Origin of the sequence: Brevibacterium iodinum ATCC 49514 (assembly GCF_900169265.1) — a bacterium.
GTDB classification, from domain to species: Bacteria; Actinomycetota; Actinomycetes; order Actinomycetales; family Brevibacteriaceae; genus Brevibacterium; species Brevibacterium iodinum.
The window spans coordinates 59,930-76,637 of sequence record NZ_FXYX01000008.1; the positions used below are offsets into that span (position 1 = coordinate 59,930).

Genomic DNA, 16,708 nt, shown 5'->3' on the forward strand with positions numbered 1-16,708 from the left:
GGCCCCGGACTGGGAAGATACCCGATACAAGGAGGGAACCGATGCGAGCCTTTCTGCCGATGACCGACCATGTGCGTGGCAAGCGCAGCCCCGTCACGTGCGCACTGAAGTGCGACAACGCCTGCCTCAAGGCCACCTGCAACACATCGGCAAATGGGTATTTCCGCGATATCGTCAATGCGAAGCTCAGCCGTCGCGCGGTTCTCGGTGCCTCGGCTGCAGGTGCCTTGGCCATCGCAGTGACCACCGCTCCCAGCCCGACCGCACGCTCTGCGGCCGCAGCCACCGCAGGCAGTCTGGCCTTCACCGCCATCGACCCGGTCCAGCACGAGGTCGACGAATTCGTCGTCCCCGAAGGCTACTCCTGGCATCCGATCGTCCGCTGGGGAGACCCCTTGTTCCCCGACTCCCCGAGGTTCGACCCGGAGAATCAGAGCCCAGAGGCGCAGCGCCGCCAGTTCGGCTACAACAACGACTTCCTGTCCATCCAGATCGACCCCGACGACTCCAACCGGGCCGTGCTCTTCGCCAACCAGGAATACACGAACGACGCCATCATGTACCCCGAGGACATGGATGGAGCCGATCAGCGGGCGATCAGCCGCGAAGCCCACGGACTGACCGTCGCCGAACTCATCCGCACGGACGAGAAGTCAACGTGGACGATCGATGTCAACGGAAAGAAGAACCGCCGGTTCCTCATCGACACCGAGTACGAGTTCACCGGTCCCGCTGCCGGTTCCGATCTGCTGCGGACGAAGGACTACCCGAACGGTGACAAGGCGCAGGGCACTCTCGGCAACTGCTCGGGCGGGCTCACCCCCTGGGGCACTCTGGTGTCCGGTGAGGAGAACTTCAACTCGTACTTCAAGGCGCAGGGCACATCGGCGGCCGATAAGCGCTACGGTCTCGACAGCGAAGATTCGGCCAACGGATGGGAAGCCGATGTCGACCGATTCGATACAAACAAACCGGGCTACGCGAACGAAGCGAATCGGTTCGGCTGGATCGTCGAAGTCGACCCCTGGGACCCGAACTCCACCCCTCATAAGCACACGAACATGGGCCGCTTCAAACACGAAGGGGCGAACATCACGATCTCCGATTCGGGCCACGCTGTGGCCTATATGGGAGACGATGAGAAGTTCGACTACCTCTACAAGTTCGTCTCGAAGGACACCTACGTCGAGGGCGACCGCGAACACAACAAGACGCTGCTGACCGACGGCGACCTCTACGTCGCGAAGTTCACCGGCAACTCACCGAAGTCCGAGATCGACGGCAGCGGTAAGGTGCCCGCCGACGGCGAGTTCGACGGCAGCGGACAGTGGCTTCCGCTGGTCAAGGACGGCAAGTCGCAGGTTTCAGGATTCTCCGTCGAAGAGGTCCTCGTCAACACCCGTCTGGCCGCCGACAAGGTCGGGCCGACGAAGATGGACCGCTGCGAAGACGTCGAACCGAACCCGGTCAACGGCCGCATCTACGTCGCGTGCACGAACAACTCCGATCGAGGCACCGATGGGAAGGCCGCCGCCGACGAGGCCAATCCGCGCACGGAGAACCGCGACGGGCACATCGTGGAGATCACCGAGAGGTCCGGCGACCACACGGGCACCCAATTCGACTGGACGCTGCTGTTGGTCTGCGGGGACCCGAAACAGGGCGACGCCACCTACTTCTCCGGCTTCCCTGCCGATCAGGTCTCACCGATCTCCTGCCCGGACAATGTCGCCTTCGACACCGCCGGAAACCTGTGGATCTCCACCGACGGCGCTCCCGACGGCATCGGCTACTGCGACGGACTGTTCAAGGTCACGATCGACGGCGACCAGCGCGGCCGGGTCGAACAGTTCCTGTCCGTGCCTCGTGAAGCCGAGGTGTGCGGACCACTCGTCCACGCCGAGTATGAGTCAGCTTTCGTCGCAGTTCAGCACCCAGGTGAGGACGGCTCCTATGCCGATCAGCACTCGCAGTTCCCCGATTATGTCAAGGAAACCGATGTCGACAAGGGAGTGGCCGCGATGCCGCGGCCGACTGTCGTGCAGGTCATCAAGGGCGACGGCGGATCGGCACCGGACCCGACTGAACCGCCGAAGGACCAGGATTCCGACGCCGACGGCACAGATGAAGGGGCGAAGGACTCGGACGAGAACGGCAGCTCAGATGGTGCCGGAACGGGTGAGGACACCGATGCCAAGGGCGACAGGACCGGAACGGACGCCGACAGCTCCGGATCGACCGCCGGGTCGCAGGACGGCGCGAAGGATGCCGCGGCAGCTGGTGCGGCAGCGAGTGCCGGAAGCGACGGAGGTTCCGGTTCGGGCGGCTCCGGAGGTTCCGGTTCGGGCGGCGGTTCTTCGAACGGCGGCTCGGGTTCAGGCGGGTCCGGTTCAGGTGGGTCCGGCTCGGGCGGCGGTGAACTGCCGTGGACCGGTTCGGACAGCACTCTGCCGCTGCTCGGCGGCGGAGCAGGTCTCCTCGCCGTCGGGGGTGCGATGGCGACGGCCGCTCATCTGCGTCGGAAGAACGCAGACGGGACGGAAAGCGAGCAGGGCTTGCCGACTGAGTTCCAGGGCGACTGATGACTCCAGGACCATAAGCTGAAGAAGGCCAGAGGCGACACTGCCTCTGGCCTTCTTCGACTCCGCAGTGCGTGCGGACTCCGATGTGCTCAGATGGTGACTGGGCCGTTCTCCGTGTTGAAGCTCACCGACATAATGCCCGGCGTGCCATGGGGTGCGGACCAGTCGATGTTGATCTCAGAGATCGGCTTGGCATCCTGAGTGCCCAGCCAATCGCGCAGACGATCGCGGTCCCCGGCGATCTGCAGGGTGTCGATGTCGACGCCCTCATTCGTCTTATACGTCGATGGGTGCTGCGAGGAGTCGGCGGACCACTTGATGAAGAATGGCAGCTGGGGATCGGCAATGAGCCCCTTGACACCGATCTGCAGCCACCGAAGTTCCAAACCGGACTCCGGCGTGCGGTTTCCATCGACAGCCTTGCGCTCGAGGCGGGTTTCGACTGCGGTGAGATCGTCGACCGAGACGCACCAGCCCATCCAGCCGCCGCCGAGCTCGGAACGAGCCCGGACCGCCTGACCGAAGGGCGTCGAGAGAGCGGCCGGATGCTCCAAGGCTTCCACGACTTCGAGGTAATGGCCGTTCGCTAGGGGGAAGATGAGGTTTCTGGTGCCGAATCGAGGATGCACACCGCCGTCGTAGGGAGCCACTCCGAGCTTCTCCGCGATCCGCTCAGCGGTCGCACGATAGCCGTCAGGTTCACTGGCGTATGACACATGATCGAGTTTCATGACTCGACAATCGCATAACCTGGCTCACACTGCCCCTTAGGCTTACCTAAGAAATCGTGATGGTCATCACACTGCGGACCGGTCGGGGCCAAAACGAAACCGCCCGGATGTCATCATCCGGGCGGTCGCAGACCAGCGCTGAGTTCTCAGCACGGTGAGGGGGAGGGACTCAGTGCCCCTCGGCCTTGAAACGCTCGATCGAGGCGTTGATCTCGGCCTCGGCGGCTTCGCGGCCGGCCCAGCTCGAACCCTTGACGTACTTGCCGGGCTCGAGGTCCTTGTACCGGGAGAAGAAGTGTTCGATCGAGTCGAGCATGAACTTGTCCACATCCGAGATGTCGGTGTAGGAGTCCCAGCGAGGATCTCCGGCGGGCACGGCGAGGACCTTGTCATCGCCGCCGGCCTCGTCTTCCATCTGGAACATGCCGATGGGACGGATGTCGATGAGCACACCGGGGAACAGCGGCTCGGGCAGCAGCACGAGCACATCAAGAGGGTCGCCGTCGTTTCCGAGCGTGTCCTCGATATAGCCGTAATCGGCGGGGTACTGCATCGAGGTGTAGAGGTAGCGATCGAGCTTGACCCGACCGGTCTCATGATCGACTTCGTACTTGTTGCGGGACCCCTGGGGGATCTCGATTGTGGCCAGCAGTTCCATAGTGCTCCTTCACGTTAGGGGTGCATCACTAGAATAGATGGTACAAGTCCCCATCACCGCCCACCGACGGCGACCGCCTCACGGTCGTCGAGGAATGAGAGTCTGCGTTTGAACGACACCGATGCGCCGCAGAACCCGTCGGGCTCCGGCTCCCCGCGTCGCGACCGCAGAGAGGCGACCTCGAGGCGGAAGAAGGGCGGTGCGATCACCGCCGGGATCATCGTCCTCGTGCTCGGGACCTATGCCGCCGTCGACGCCTACGACCTCGTGCCCGGCCTGCCCAGCGTGCTGACCACCGAACCCCAGGTCGAGGTCCAGACCGTGCCCGCTCCGCAGGCCCACGCCCAGCAGGTGCCCGCCCCCGCCTCGGCGGTCGACGATTCTGCTCCTGTGCCCACGCAGATCCCGAAGACGATCGACGCCGTGCTCAAGGATTCGAAGGTCAAGGGCTTCGGCCTCGAGGTTCGCGACGGGATCAGCGACGACGTCCTCTACGCGAAGGACGAGACGAAGCCGCGCACTCCCGCCTCCGTGACGAAGGTGCTCACCGCGGCCGCCTCCCTGTCCGCGATCGGCGGGGAGACGCGCCTGGCGACGACAACGGACTTCGACGCGGACACGAACACCCTGACGCTGACCGGCGGCGGCGATGTGCTCCTGTCGGCGGGAAATTCCGATGCCGGTTCGGTCAACGGACACGGGGGACTGCGGACCCTGGCCGAAGACACCGCGGCCGCACTCGAAGAGCAGAACGTCACCGAGGTGGCCCTCAACCTGGACACGAGCCGCTACGTCGGCGAGGACTTCGACTCCGGCTGGTCCCGGTCCGATATCGCCAAGGGCGTGATCACCCCGATCCAGCCGATCATGGTCGACACCGCCTACGTCGGGTCGAAGAACGCCGAATGGCGGGGCCGGAGCGAACACCCGGCGAAGGACGCGTTCTCGATCTTCGAAAAAGAGCTGAAGAAGGCCGGGGTCAGCGTCACGGAGGCGACCGACCGGTCCGAATCGGAGGCGCCGTCCGAGTCCGAGAACCCGAAGGAACTCGCCCGGGTGGAATCGGCGACGGTCTCCGAGATCGTCGAATACGCGCTCGTGCACAGCGACAACGTCGTCGCCGAGATGCTCGGCAACGAGGTCGCCATCGCTCAGGGGCAGGACGGCAGCCTCGAGAACGGTCCCAAGGCGGTCCTGGAGGCCCTCGGCGAATCCGTCGATCTCGGGCGCACCCACCTCGTCGACACCTCGGGGCTGTCCTATGACAACCGGATAGCCCCGCACGATCTCACGACCGTCCTGCAGGCCTCGGTCGTCGCCGATGACTCGCTGGCCGGGCTCGTCGGCTACTTCCCCGTAGGCGGGCTGACCGGCACCCTGCACGACCGATTCCTCGACGAGAGGAACGCCTCAGGGGTGGTGCACGCGAAGACCGGAACGCTGTCGACCGTGACCTCCCTGGCCGGGGGAGTGCTCGACGCGGAAGGCCGCTACCTCGTATTCTCCATCCAGATCGACGACGTGGATAAGGACAAGATCTTGGCAGCCAGAAAGACCGTGGACGATATCGTCACAGCCCTCGCGAACTGCGGCTGCCGATGATCATCGACGAGAACTTCGCCGCCCGCACCGCCCGTGAGCTCGTCTCCGCGGCGAAGGTCCCCGAACCGGGTGTGCTCGACGGACTCGTCGAGGGGATGAAGGACAATGCGCTGACCGCCCAGGACCTCGTGCTCGACTCGTTCCTGCTGCCGCCGGAGCACGCCGATGATGTGCGCGGACGGCTCGCCGCCGGTTCCGTGCTCGTCCTCGACCAGGTCAGCTGGGTCAAAGCCAACGCGCAGTCCGTCAATGGAATGCTCGACGAAGCGGCCCTGCCCGCCCCGGTCAGCCCCGCCACCGCGAAGGCCGGCGCCGTCGAGGTCGCCGGGGTGCTCTCACTCCTGTCGACTCGCGTGCTCGGCCAGTTCGACCCCTTCGCCGTGGAGACGGGACGGCTGATGTTCGTCGCCCCCGCCGTGCTCATCGCCGAGACGGCCATGGACGTCGATCCGCGTGACTTCCGCATGTGGGTGGCCCTCCACGAAGCCACCCACCAAGTGCAGTTCGCGACCGCGCCGTGGCTGCGCGAACATATGCGCACCCTGCTCTCCGGGGCCGTGTCGACCCGACTGACGATGCCGGGAGTCGGCGGGATCGTCGACCTCTTCGCCACCCTCGGCCGCATCGCCAAGGGCGAGGCCAGCATCATCGACCTCATCCGTGACGAGAACATGCGCACCGCACTCGACGAGGCCACCGCGATCCTGTCCCTGCTCGAAGGCCACGCCGATGTCGTCATGGACGAAGTGGGCGCCGGTGTCATCCCGAGCGTGCGCCGGCTGCGCCGCAAGTTCGAGGCCCGCCGCGATGCCGCCCAAGGCGGGTTCCTGACGAATCTGCTCGGAATGGACCTCAAACTCGCCCAATATCGCGACGGAGCGAAGTTCGTCCGTGCCGTCCGCCGCGAGGTCGGACAGAAGGGCTTCTCCCGCATCTATGCCGAACCCGCGAACCTGCCGCGCACGGCCGAAATCCACGAACCGCAGCTCTGGCTCGACCGTGTCCACGGCTGAGGGGCCGCGCAGCGCATCGTCGCCGAGGCGGCCGACCCTTGACCCGGCCAGCGCAGCCATCCGCAATGCCGTGCGCGCAGCGCTCGCCGTCGCAGGAACGTCTGTCCCCGGCATCATCGTCGCAGTGTCCGGGGGAGCGGATTCGATGGCGCTGCTCCACGCGACCGCATTTCTCCATCGTCGCGGTGAGATCCGTGCCCGTGCCGTCACCGTCGACCACGGCCTGCAGACCGTCACCGCCGAGGTGGCCGACCGGGTCGCCGCCGCCGCCGAATCCTGGGGCATGCCCGCCGAGGTGATGCGGGTGAGCATCGATGCCAGCGAGGAAGGCCTCGAGGCCGCGGCGCGCACCGCCCGCTATGCGGCCCTCGAAACCGCTCGGGCCGTGGCCGGAGCCGACTGGATTCTCACCGCCCATACCCGCAGCGACCAGGCAGAGACCGTTCTGCTGGGCCTCATGCGCGGATCGGGCACCCGCTCCCTGGCCGGGATGAGCCCGCTGGCGGGTCGCCTCATGCGTCCCCTGCTCGGCCTCGACCGAGACCAGACCGAAGCGTCCTGTCAGGCACAGGGCATCGAGATCTGGAACGATCCGATGAACGCCGACATCGCGTTCACCCGAGTCCGGGCCCGGCGGCTGCTGGCCGGACTCGAAACCGAACTCGGCCAACCGATCACCGCGAACCTCGCCCGCACCGCCGACCTCTGCCGAGCCGACGCCGATTTCATCGATGCCCACGCCGAGGCGGCAGGGCAGTCGATCCGCGGAGCTGTCTCGGTGCCGGTGGAGGTCTTCACTGCACTCGACGATGCCGTGCTCAGCCGAGTCGTGCGCGGCTGGGTGATCTCACTCGGCGTGCCCGGACAGAACCTCGGAGCGGTGCGGGTCGCCGAACTCTGCGCACTCATCCGCGACCGCAGGCGCGGTCGACTGTCCCTGCCCGGGGACGCGGAAGTCGTCGTCTCCGGGGGTCGGGCCGTGTTCCAGCCCGCCGCGAAGGCCCGCTGAGACTCAGTTCAGCCGCGGCCCGCCTGCCAATTCGCCGCCGGAGGCGATGAGTCGACCGCTCTTGAACACATCTCTGTCCAGTGGGCAGTCCATGATCGCTGAGGTGACCGTGTCGGCGTCGACGAGCACGAAGTCGGCGGGAGCGCCCACCGCCAGACCGAACCGGGAATCGTCGACCAGAGCCGAACCGTCGGGACGAGCACCGGCCATGACCTGCGCTCCTCCGCGTGAGGCGATGTCGAGACAGCCTTCGATATCTGCGTCTGCACGGAACCCGTTCGTGAACGCCAGCTGCCAGGTCCGGCGCAGCAGATCGCCGTCACCATAGGGACTCCAGTAGTCCCGCTGACCGTCCTCGCCGAGTCCCAGAGCCATTCGGCGCTCACGGATGAGTCTCTGCGGCAGCGCACCCTTGGCCGGGGCAACCGTCGTCAGGGCCACTCCCGCCTCGGCGAGGACATCGAGGATCCGAGCGACCTCGGGTTCCGGGTTCGTGTTGAGCGCGAAGGCATGGGAGACCGTGACCTGCCCGGTCATGCCCGCGGCTCGAGTACGCGCAGCGATCTCCTCGAGCGTGAAGAGTCCCGCGGTGCCCGCCTCGTGGAGGTGGATGTCGATGCCCTTGCCGTGCTTCTCAGCCAGGCCGAAGACGACTTCGAGGTGGGAGACCGGATCCCGGTCGTAGAGCAGCGGATCGAGTCCGCCGACGAGGTTCGCGCCCTCGCTCAGAGCCGCATCGAGCAGCTCTTCGACGCCTTGCTCGTGCATGATTCCGGCCTGCGGGAAGGCGACGATCTGGAAGTCGAGGACATCGGCTTGAGCCTCGAGCGCGGTCCTGACCCCGTGGAAGCGCTCGAGACCACAGTCGGAATCGACCTGTGCGTGTGAGCGGATGCGCGTGCCTCCGGACGCGATGATCTTCGCAATTGCGTACGCGGCCTGATCGGCGACGCTGCGCTCGCCCTGCCGCCAGTTCTCGCGATCGTTCATGATGTACCCGTGCAGAGTGCCGTCGGCGGTGTGCGGACGGAACGTCTGGCCCATCCGATTCGAATCCAGATGAGCGTGGACATCGCCGAGGCCAGGCAGCAGGATCCGTCCCGCGCCGTCGATGACCTCGGTCCCGGTCGATGTCGTTCCGGTCGCCGGTGGCGCGGAATCGGGGGCGGCATCCTCGGCGGGGGAGAGGCGAGAGAACCGTCCTTCGGTGATCTCGACGTCGACGGCGGGAGCATCGGGGGTGCGTGGGAACAGGCGCACATTCTTCACAACGATCATGTGCTCAGCCTACGACCGTCAAACGGTATACCATCGGAAGCTGTGCCTGTCTGCGTGCCTCTAAGGGGCCGCGGCTCGCGCGCACGACGACTGCAGCGGTCTGAAAGGATGAGGCCATGACGACTTCGCCCGTGCAGGGATTCCGACGCAACCGCGGCCTCGACGTTCTGGCCCTGGCCTGCCTCGTCCTCATCGCCGCCTCGCTGCGCCCAGCCGCTTCATCCCTGGGGCCTGTGCTCTCCGAAGTCAGCGACGGATTCTCCCTGGCCGAATGGCAGACCGGTCTGCTCACGGCTCTGCCGGGACTCGTGTTCGCCGTCTGCGGCATCATCGCCGTACCCCTGCTCAAGCGCCTCGGTCTGTTCTCCGCTCTGGCCCTGAGCGCCGCCCTCATCGTGGCAGGCATCGGTCTGCGCGCCATCGTCACCGAATGGGTGGCCTTCGCTCTGCTTACGGTCCTCGCCCTGGCCGGAATGTCGATCGGCAACGTCATCCTGCCCGTCTACGTCAAGTCCCGCTTCCCGCACCGGCCCACCCTGGGCGCGACGACGTTCACGGTCTCGCTCGGCCTCGGTTCGATGCTGCCCTCGCTGCTGACTGCGCCCCTGGCCGAACAGGTCGGCGGGTGGCGCTTCGGTCTCGGCTTCTGGCTGGTCCTGCCCTTGTCCGCGCTCATCACCTGGGCGGTGCTGGGGTCGCTGAAGTCCGTGCCCGTCCTCTCCGGACAGGCCGCGGAGCCCGGTGGGCAGCAGGAGGAGGCGCCGCCTCGGCGAGCGGTATTCACCTCGCCCAAGGCGCGGTATATGGCCATGTTCTTCGGCCTCCAATCGGCCAATGCCTATCTCCAATTCGGATGGCTGCCGCAGATCTACCGCGACGCCGGACTCGACCCCTTCCTCGCCGGGATCATGCTCACGATCGTCACCTTCGGCGGTCTGCCCGGCGGATTCCTCGCCCCGCAGATCATCGTCCGGGGCATCGCCCCGCGCGCCTTCCTCGTCTCCTTCGGGGCCGGCGCCGTCGCCGGCTATACGGGACTGCTGCTCAGCCCGGTCAGCCTCCCCTGGCTGTGGGCGGCTCTGCTCGGATACGGCGGATTCGCGTTCCCCGCCGCGCTGGCGCTCATCACCTCCCGCACTCGCGAGGTCTCCGTCACCGCCTCGACTTCGGCGTTCGTCCAATCCTCGGGCTATGTGCTCGCCGCACTGTGCCCCCTGGCCGTGGGCGGACTGTTCGGGGTCAGCGGCGGCTGGCAGGTGCCGCTGTGGTTCATGGTCATCATCTCCGTGCTCATGGCGATCACCGGTTGGCTGTCGGCCGGTCCGGGGGCCGTCGACGACGAACTGGCACAGACATCCGGGCCCACTGGCACCGGTGAGGCAAAGTGACCCATAATGGAATCTCCAGGACCCGCATCTGAGGAGAATCGACACTCGTGGACATCAACGATCTCGGCAATGACATCGAAAAAGTACTCGTCTCGGAAGAGCAGATAGCCGCACGACTCGTTGAACTGGCCGCCGCCATCGATGCAGACTACAAAGACAAGGACATCCTCCTCGTCGGCGTCCTCAAAGGCGCCGTCATGGTCATGGCCGACCTCGCCCGGGCCCTGCACTCGCCTGTGACGATGGACTGGATGGCCGTGTCCTCCTACGGTTCGGGCACCAAGTCCTCCGGCGTCGTGCGGATCCTCAAGGACCTCGACACCGACCTCACCGATCGGCACGTCCTCATCGTCGAAGACATCATCGACTCCGGCCTCACTCTGTCCTGGCTGGTCCAGAACCTGCGCAGCCGCGGAGCTGCCACAGTCGAGATCTGCACTATGCTGCGCAAACCCGAAGCCGTCAAGGTCGACATCGACGTCAAGTACGTCGGCTTCGACGTGCCCAATGAATTTGTCATCGGCTACGGCCTCGACTATGCGGAGAAGTACCGCAATGTGCCGTTCGTGGCGACCCTGGCCCAGCACGTCTACAGCTGAGTCCGCTGGCACCGCTTTTTACGCCCGCGGCGAACCCGGGCCGAGTCCGGGGTCTGTGACGGAACAGATCCGGTCCGCATTCGGGCTATAGGGGTGCGAAGTACTAGGCTGTGGGGGATGTTCCCAGGCAGCCTCGGTAGCCTGAAACGGTTGCCCACATCTTTTTCCTGAGAGGACTTATGGCCGAGTCGAACAAACGTCGCCCCCTGCTGAACAAGGCGACGAAGGGCCCATTGGTCTGGATCGTCCTGGCGCTGCTCGTCGTATCGATCGGTGCTCTGCTGTTCAGTCAGTCCGGGTTCAGCCAGATCGACACCGAACAGGGTCTGCAGTTACTCAAGGACGACAAGGTCGAACAGGCCAAGATCGTCGACAAGGACCAGCGCGTCGACCTCACTCTCAAGGACGACTACAAGGTCGACGGCAAGGACTTCGGCAAGAAGGTCCAGTTCTTCTACGTCGAACAGCGCGGAGAGCAGGTCGTCAAGGTCGTCGACTCCGCCGGCCCGGACAAGGGCTTCACCGACGAGGTGCCCAAGCAGAGCTGGCTGATGTCGCTGCTGGGCACGCTCATCCCGTTCGTCATCATCTTCGTCGTCTTCTGGTTCCTCATCTCGCAGATGTCGGGCGGGAAGATGATGAACTTCGGCAAGTCGAAGGCGAAGCTCGTCAACAAGGAGAAGCCGGACGTCACCTTCAAGGACGTCGCCGGAGTCGACGAGGCCCTCGAAGAGCTCGAAGAGATCAAGGAGTTCCTCGCCGAGCCGGAGAAGTTCAAGGCAGTGGGGGCGAAGATCCCCAAGGGCGTGCTCCTCTACGGACAGCCCGGTACGGGCAAGACCCTGCTGGCCAAAGCCGTCGCCGGTGAGGCCGGAGTCCCGTTCTACTCGATCTCCGGTTCCGACTTCGTCGAGATGTACGTCGGCGTCGGTGCCTCCCGAGTTCGTGACCTGTTCGAACAGGCGAAGTCGAACGCTCCCTGCATCATCTTCATCGACGAGATCGACGCCGTCGGCCGCCAGCGCGGCGCCGGAATGGGCGGCGGACACGACGAGCGCGAACAGACGCTCAACCAGCTGCTCGTCGAGATGGACGGATTCGACGTCAAGACGAACGTCATCCTCATCGCCGCGACCAACCGTCCCGACGTCCTCGATCCGGCGCTGCTGCGTCCCGGACGCTTCGACCGGCAGATCCCCGTCGAAGCCCCTGACATGAAGGGCCGCAAGCACATCCTCGAGGTCCACGCCGCCGACAAGCCGCTGGCCGAGGAGGTCGACCTCGGGCAGGTGGCGAAGCGGACCCCCGGCTTCTCCGGTGCGGACCTGGCCAATGTCCTCAACGAGGCGGCCCTGCTCACCGCACGTGAGAATGCGAAGGTCATCGACAACCGGATCCTGGATGAGGCCATCGACCGTGTCATCGCCGGCCCGCAGAAGCGGACGCGACTGATGAACGACAAGGAACGCCTCGTCACCGCCTACCACGAGGGCGGGCACGCACTGGTCGCCGCGGCCATGAACCAGACCGACCCGGTGACGAAGGTGACGATCCTCCCGCGCGGACGCGCACTCGGCTACACGATGGTGCTGCCCAGCGAGGACAAATACTCGACGACCCGCAACGAGCTGCTCGACCAGCTCGCCTACGCCATGGGCGGGCGTGTGGCCGAGGAGATCGTCTTCCACGACCCGACCACCGGCGCCAGCAACGACATCGAGAAGGCGACGAACATCGCCCGGAAGATGGTCACCCAGTACGGAATGAGCGAGAAACTGGGCATGGTCAAGATCGGCGACGACCAGTCCGAACCCTTCGCCGGCCGCGGTTACGGCGGCGGCGACGAATACGGGGATTCGACCCTGTCCTCGATCGATCGCGAGGTCCGCGGTCTCATCGACTCCGCGCACGCCGACGCCTACTGGGCGCTGACGCACAACCGCGATGTGCTCGACAACCTCGCCTACCAGCTGCTCGAACGCGAAACGCTGGACCAGGCCGCCCTCGAGGAGATCTTCGCCCCCGTCGTCAAACGCGCCACCCGCGAAGTGTGGCTGGCCCACGACGATCGCCCCGTGTCCGAACGCGGCCCCATCGTTCCGCCCGCACCGCAGAGCGAACGCAGCCACGGTGAAGGATCGACCGGCGCCGAGGTGGACACCACCGACATCCCCGGAGCCGGACCCACGGGCGTCAGCGGACCCCACGTCCCGCACAACCCGCCGGGACCCGAGAACCCGAACGGCCCGACCGGCCCGACGGGCGGCCCCACCGGGGGACCGACCGGAGGACCGACCGGAGGACCAGGCACAAGCGGTCCGGGAACCGGGGGACCGGCGACGAACGACACGAACGAAGACAGAGGGAACAACGACTGATGGCCGATATCGAAGAGGTCTCCGCCGGTCTCGGCCCCGCCCCCGCAGGGCAGGACAACAAGGTCGACCAGGAGCGCATCGCCGCTGCCGTGCGTGAGATCCTCATCGCCGTCGGCGAAGACCCCGACCGGGAAGGTCTCGTCGAGACTCCCGGCCGAGTGGCTCGGGCCTATGAGGAGATCTTCGCGGGACTCCACCGCGACCCGGCCGAAGTCCTCGGCGTCACCTTCGACATCAGCCACGAGGAACTCGTCCTCGTCCGCGATATCGACCTCTACTCGACCTGCGAACACCACCTTGTGCCCTTTCACGGAGTCGCCCACATCGGCTACATCCCGAGCAAGAACGGCAAGATCACGGGACTGTCGAAACTGGCCCGCCTCGTCGAGATCTATGCGCGGCGCCCCCAGGTGCAGGAACGCCTGACCTCACAGATCGCCGACGCGCTCGTCGATCATCTCGAACCGCAGGGCGTCATCGTCGTCGTCGAAGCCGAACACCTGTGCATGACCATGCGCGGAGTGCGCAAGCCCGGAGCCTCGACCATCACCTCGGCCGTGCGCGGGCAGCTGCGCGAAAGCGCCTCCCGAGCAGAAGCGATGAGTCTCATCCTCGGTCGCTGAGGCAGAACACGGATCACACAGCGATGGACGAAACAGCCGCGAAGACGACGCAGATCATGGGCGTCCTCAATGTCACCCCCGACTCCTTCTCCGACGGCGGGCTGTGGTTCGACCATGACCGGGCGGTCGCCCACGGACTCGAACTCATGGCCGCCGGCGCCGACATCATCGACGTCGGCGGCGAATCGACGCGTCCGGGATCGGCCCGCGTCGACGAAGCCGAAGAGCTGCGCCGAGTCGTCCCGGTCGTCCGTGAGCTCGCCGCAGCCGGAGCTGTCATCAGCGTCGACACGATGCGTGCCCGCGTCGCCGCAGAATCCCTGGCAGCCGGAGCTCATATCATCAACGACGTATCTGCCGGACAGTCGGACCCCACCATGCTCAGCGTCGCCGCCGAGTCCGGAGCTCCCATCGTGCTCATGCACTGGCGCGGCTACCTCGATCATGCTTCCGCGACGTTCCACTACGACGATGTCGTCGCCGAGGTGATCTCCGAGCTGCGCACCCGCATCGACGAAGCCATCGCGGTCGGCGTCGAACCTGCGAATATCATCGTCGACCCCGGACTCGGGTTCTCGAAGAACGCCGAACACAACTGGCAGCTGCTCTCCGCGCTCGACGAATTCGCCGCCCTCGACCACCGACTCCTCGTCGCGGCCAGCCGGAAGCGCTTCATCGCCTCCCTGCTCAGCCCCGACGACCCGAAACAGGCCGAACAGGCGGCGAAGGATCAGGCCACGGCCACGATCTCCGCGATCTCCGCGCAGGCCGGCGCCTGGGCGGTCCGGGTCCACGATCCGGCCACCTCGGCGGTCGCCTGCAAGGTCATCGCCGCGGTCAGGGAACACTCCGCAGCAGCGGCACACCCGTCAGCGGACTCCGGGACTGAGGGAGCCGGGCGATGACCGGCGCAGAGGCGGCCCCCGACCGCATCGAACTGCGCGGACTGACGGTGCGCGGAAACCATGGCGTCTTCGACTTCGAGAAACGAGACGGCCAGGACTTCGTCATCGACGTCACCCTCCACACCTCCGTCGCACGTGCCGCGGCCACCGACGACCTCGCCGAGACGATCCACTACGGCGAACTCGCCGAAGACGTCGCCGGAATCGTCGAGAACAACACCTTCGACCTCATCGAAACGCTGGCCGAACGCATCGCCGACCACTGCCTGAGCCTGTGCGAACACGTCGAGGTCGTCGTCCACAAACCCTCGGCACCGATCCAACGGACCTTCGACGATGTGCGCATCCGCGTCGAACGCAGACGTGTTGGCTCTGCCGCCTCCTCGGTGGGGGAGCCTGCAACGGCTGCGGACGCCGCGCCCGCTTCGGGTGGCACGGCCGAGGGAGAGACCGAAGCGTATCTCAACCTCGGGGCGAACCTCGGCGATGCCGCGGACACACTCGACCAGGCGGTGGCCGCCCTCGACCGGCATCCGGACATCACCGTCACTTCCCGGTCCTCACTCTTCCGCACCGCGCCCTGGGGCGGAGTCGAACAAGCCGACTTCCTCAACCTCGGAGTGCTCGTGACGACCACGCTGTCGGCTCTCGAACTGCTCTCGGTGGCACAGGGCATCGAAGTCGCCTGCGGGCGGACACGCGAACTCCGGTGGGGGCCGCGCACCCTCGACATCGACCTCATCCGCTTCGGAGACGAGGGCGCCGAGCAGTACCGCCGGGGCCCGCGACTGACGCTGCCGCACCCACGCGCTCACGAACGCGCCTTCGTCCTCGCTCCCTGGGCGGAACTCGTCGGAGAGACACTCATCGACACCCCACAGGGGCGCCGCCCCATCAGCGCGGTCCTGGCCGAACTCGACGACCAGGACATCGCCCGGATCACCTCTGGATAACCGCCCGCGATCTGAGAGACTGGGAACCATGCAGAGAACCTCCTCGTCCACCCTCGCCGTCTGGGCCGTGATCGGCACGGTTCTCGCGATCGTGGTCGACGTGGTGCTCGAAAGCCAGGGGTTCTCACTGCCGGGACTGCCGTGGTTCGCCGTCATCGGCATGCTCGTCCTCTCAGCCATCCTGTTCCTGCTCGGCTGGCCCATCAAGAAATGGAACGACGGGGACCGGACGAAGGAGATCGACCCGATCCAAGCGGCGAGAGTGGCGATCATGGCCAAGGCCAGCGCCCTGACCGGCGCCGGACTCTCCGGCTGGTATCTCGGCAACGCAGGGTACTACTTCCTGTCGGCGCCCGGGATCCGCAATGATCTGGCCGCAGGTATGCTTGTCGCAATGATCTCTGCCGCAGTGCTCATGATCGTCGGTATGATCGTCGAGGGATTCTGCGAGATCCCACCCCAAGACCCGCCGGGAGCTGAAACAGCATGAACCGCGACCTCTCCTTCTCCATCGGAGCCGATGTGCCCTTCAACCGGGTGAGCCCGAAGTACGGGCTGAAAGAGGTCCTCGCCTCGATGACTCTGCTCGTCCCGCTGCTCATCGCCGGCATGGTCTTCGCCATCATCTTCAACTCCGAGGTGCCCTGGCTGCACCTCATCTGGATTGCCGTCCTCGCCTACGGCATCATCTCGACGATCATCATCCTCCGTCAGGCCCGCGCCATCGGATACGCCGAACGGGAGGACGACCTGCTCGTCCGCCGCGGCATCATGTTCCACCGCGCCACCGTCGTGCCCTACGGCCGGCTCCAGTTCGTCGACGTCGACGCCGGCCCCATCGACCGCATGTTCGGTCTGGCCACCGTCAAACTGCACACCGCGTCGGCAGCCACCGACGCGACGATCCCCGGACTGCCCCGCGCCGAAGCCGATCGCCTGCGCGACAGCCTCTCCGGACTCGGCCAGGCCAATCTCGCCGGGCTGTGACC

15 protein-coding genes are annotated in these 16,708 nt (G+C 66.0%); 12 read left to right on the plus strand and 3 right to left on the minus strand.

All coding sequences use genetic code 11. The annotated features are described in order from the left end of the window. Positions 1–41: 41 nt before the first annotated feature. The gene (locus tag BI49514_RS07765) at positions 42–2,582 is read left to right on the plus strand and encodes a PhoX family protein (RefSeq protein WP_101545789.1); all 2,541 of its coding nucleotides are present in this window, start codon (positions 42–44) and stop codon (positions 2,580–2,582) included. 89 nt (positions 2,583–2,671) lie between these two features. Here the strand turns inward: BI49514_RS07765 and BI49514_RS07770 are convergent, their stop codons facing one another. Together BI49514_RS07770 and BI49514_RS07775 are read right to left on the minus strand one after the other, a co-directional pair. Then, on the minus strand, positions 2,672–3,313 hold the full coding sequence (locus BI49514_RS07770) for a VOC family protein (RefSeq protein WP_101545790.1): 642 nt from the start codon (positions 3,311–3,313) through the stop codon (positions 2,672–2,674). A 169-nt stretch (positions 3,314–3,482) separates the two neighbouring features. Then, positions 3,483–3,971: an inorganic diphosphatase gene (locus tag BI49514_RS07775; RefSeq protein ID WP_101545791.1), complete on the minus strand. Its 489-nt coding sequence runs from the start codon at positions 3,969–3,971 to the stop codon at positions 3,483–3,485. A 108-nt stretch (positions 3,972–4,079) separates the two neighbouring features. Here BI49514_RS07775 and dacB point away from each other — a divergent pair, with 108 nt between their 5' ends. Genes dacB through tilS form a run of 3 tightly spaced genes read left to right on the plus strand, consistent with a single transcriptional unit; the run spans position 4,080 to position 7,595 of the window. Continuing rightward, positions 4,080–5,573: a D-alanyl-D-alanine carboxypeptidase/D-alanyl-D-alanine endopeptidase gene (gene dacB, locus BI49514_RS07780; RefSeq protein ID WP_244195028.1), complete on the plus strand. Its 1,494-nt coding sequence runs from the start codon at positions 4,080–4,082 to the stop codon at positions 5,571–5,573. Further along, on the plus strand, positions 5,570–6,586 hold the full coding sequence (locus tag BI49514_RS07785; RefSeq protein ID WP_101545792.1) for a zinc-dependent metalloprotease: 1,017 nt from the start codon (positions 5,570–5,572) through the stop codon (positions 6,584–6,586). Before dacB ends, BI49514_RS07785 begins: the two co-directional genes overlap by 4 nt. Beyond that, entirely contained in the window at positions 6,573–7,595 is a 1,023-nt protein-coding gene (gene tilS, locus BI49514_RS07790) for a tRNA lysidine(34) synthetase TilS (RefSeq protein ID WP_244195029.1), read from the plus strand. The genes BI49514_RS07785 and tilS overlap by 14 nt, the downstream gene beginning before the upstream one ends. 3 nt (positions 7,596–7,598) lie before the next feature. On the opposite strand, the gene BI49514_RS07795 is transcribed toward tilS, so the two are convergent. Then, the gene (locus BI49514_RS07795) at positions 7,599–8,873 is read right to left on the minus strand and encodes an amidohydrolase family protein (RefSeq protein ID WP_101545796.1); all 1,275 of its coding nucleotides are present in this window, start codon (positions 8,871–8,873) and stop codon (positions 7,599–7,601) included. Positions 8,874–8,989: 116 nt separating this feature from the next. Here BI49514_RS07795 and BI49514_RS07800 point away from each other — a divergent pair, with 116 nt between their 5' ends. From BI49514_RS07800 to BI49514_RS07835, 8 genes are all read left to right on the plus strand, one after another. Next, positions 8,990–10,261 (plus strand): MFS transporter, encoded by a 1,272-nt coding sequence (locus BI49514_RS07800; RefSeq protein WP_101545798.1) that lies wholly within the window; start codon positions 8,990–8,992, stop codon positions 10,259–10,261. Positions 10,262–10,308: 47 nt separating this feature from the next. Next, positions 10,309–10,860, plus strand: coding sequence for a hypoxanthine phosphoribosyltransferase (hpt, locus tag BI49514_RS07805; RefSeq protein WP_101545800.1), 552 nt, complete (start codon positions 10,309–10,311; stop codon positions 10,858–10,860). Positions 10,861–11,039: 179 nt separating this feature from the next. Next, complete coding sequence (ftsH, locus tag BI49514_RS07810) at positions 11,040–13,238, plus strand: ATP-dependent zinc metalloprotease FtsH (protein WP_101545803.1); 2,199 nt, start codon at positions 11,040–11,042, stop codon at positions 13,236–13,238. After that, positions 13,238–13,861: a GTP cyclohydrolase I FolE gene (gene folE / locus BI49514_RS07815; RefSeq protein ID WP_101545806.1), complete on the plus strand. Its 624-nt coding sequence runs from the start codon at positions 13,238–13,240 to the stop codon at positions 13,859–13,861. The genes ftsH and folE overlap by 1 nt, the downstream gene beginning before the upstream one ends. A 23-nt stretch (positions 13,862–13,884) precedes the next feature. Continuing rightward, a complete protein-coding gene (gene folP, locus BI49514_RS07820; RefSeq protein ID WP_208634970.1) occupies positions 13,885–14,766 on the plus strand; it encodes a dihydropteroate synthase in 882 nt (293 codons plus the stop codon). Then, positions 14,763–15,719 (plus strand): 2-amino-4-hydroxy-6-hydroxymethyldihydropteridine diphosphokinase, encoded by a 957-nt coding sequence (folK, locus tag BI49514_RS07825; RefSeq protein ID WP_101545809.1) that lies wholly within the window; start codon positions 14,763–14,765, stop codon positions 15,717–15,719. The genes folP and folK overlap by 4 nt, the downstream gene beginning before the upstream one ends. A gap of 28 nt (positions 15,720–15,747) precedes the next feature. Further along, positions 15,748–16,209, plus strand: a complete 462-nt coding sequence (locus BI49514_RS07830) for a DUF3180 domain-containing protein (RefSeq protein WP_101545812.1) — start codon at positions 15,748–15,750, stop codon at positions 16,207–16,209. Further along, a complete protein-coding gene (locus tag BI49514_RS07835; protein WP_101545815.1) occupies positions 16,206–16,706 on the plus strand; it encodes a PH domain-containing protein in 501 nt (166 codons plus the stop codon). Before BI49514_RS07830 ends, BI49514_RS07835 begins: the two co-directional genes overlap by 4 nt. The last annotated feature ends 2 nt before the right edge of the window (positions 16,707–16,708 follow it).

Excerpts from the sequence above, each read along its gene's own strand:
- BI49514_RS07835 (WP_101545815.1), top strand. The coding sequence starts at position 16,206 with ATGAACCGCGACCTCTCCTTCTCCATCGGAGCCGATGTGCCCTTCAAC.
- BI49514_RS07765 (WP_101545789.1), top strand. The coding sequence starts at position 42 with ATGCGAGCCTTTCTGCCGATGACCGACCATGTGCGTGGCAAGCGCAGC.
- BI49514_RS07800 (WP_101545798.1), top strand. The coding sequence starts at position 8,990 with ATGACGACTTCGCCCGTGCAGGGATTCCGACGCAACCGCGGCCTCGAC.
- ftsH (WP_101545803.1), top strand. The coding sequence starts at position 11,040 with ATGGCCGAGTCGAACAAACGTCGCCCCCTGCTGAACAAGGCGACGAAG.
- BI49514_RS07770 (WP_101545790.1), bottom strand. The coding sequence starts at position 3,313 with ATGAAACTCGATCATGTGTCATACGCCAGTGAACCTGACGGCTATCGT.
- folE (WP_101545806.1), top strand. The coding sequence starts at position 13,238 with ATGGCCGATATCGAAGAGGTCTCCGCCGGTCTCGGCCCCGCCCCCGCA.
- folK (WP_101545809.1), top strand. The coding sequence starts at position 14,763 with ATGACCGGCGCAGAGGCGGCCCCCGACCGCATCGAACTGCGCGGACTG.
- BI49514_RS07785 (WP_101545792.1), top strand. The coding sequence starts at position 5,570 with ATGATCATCGACGAGAACTTCGCCGCCCGCACCGCCCGTGAGCTCGTC.
- BI49514_RS07795 (WP_101545796.1), bottom strand. The coding sequence starts at position 8,873 with ATGATCGTTGTGAAGAATGTGCGCCTGTTCCCACGCACCCCCGATGCT.
- BI49514_RS07775 (WP_101545791.1), bottom strand. The coding sequence starts at position 3,971 with ATGGAACTGCTGGCCACAATCGAGATCCCCCAGGGGTCCCGCAACAAG.
- BI49514_RS07830 (WP_101545812.1), top strand. The coding sequence starts at position 15,748 with ATGCAGAGAACCTCCTCGTCCACCCTCGCCGTCTGGGCCGTGATCGGC.
- folP (WP_208634970.1), top strand. The coding sequence starts at position 13,885 with ATGGACGAAACAGCCGCGAAGACGACGCAGATCATGGGCGTCCTCAAT.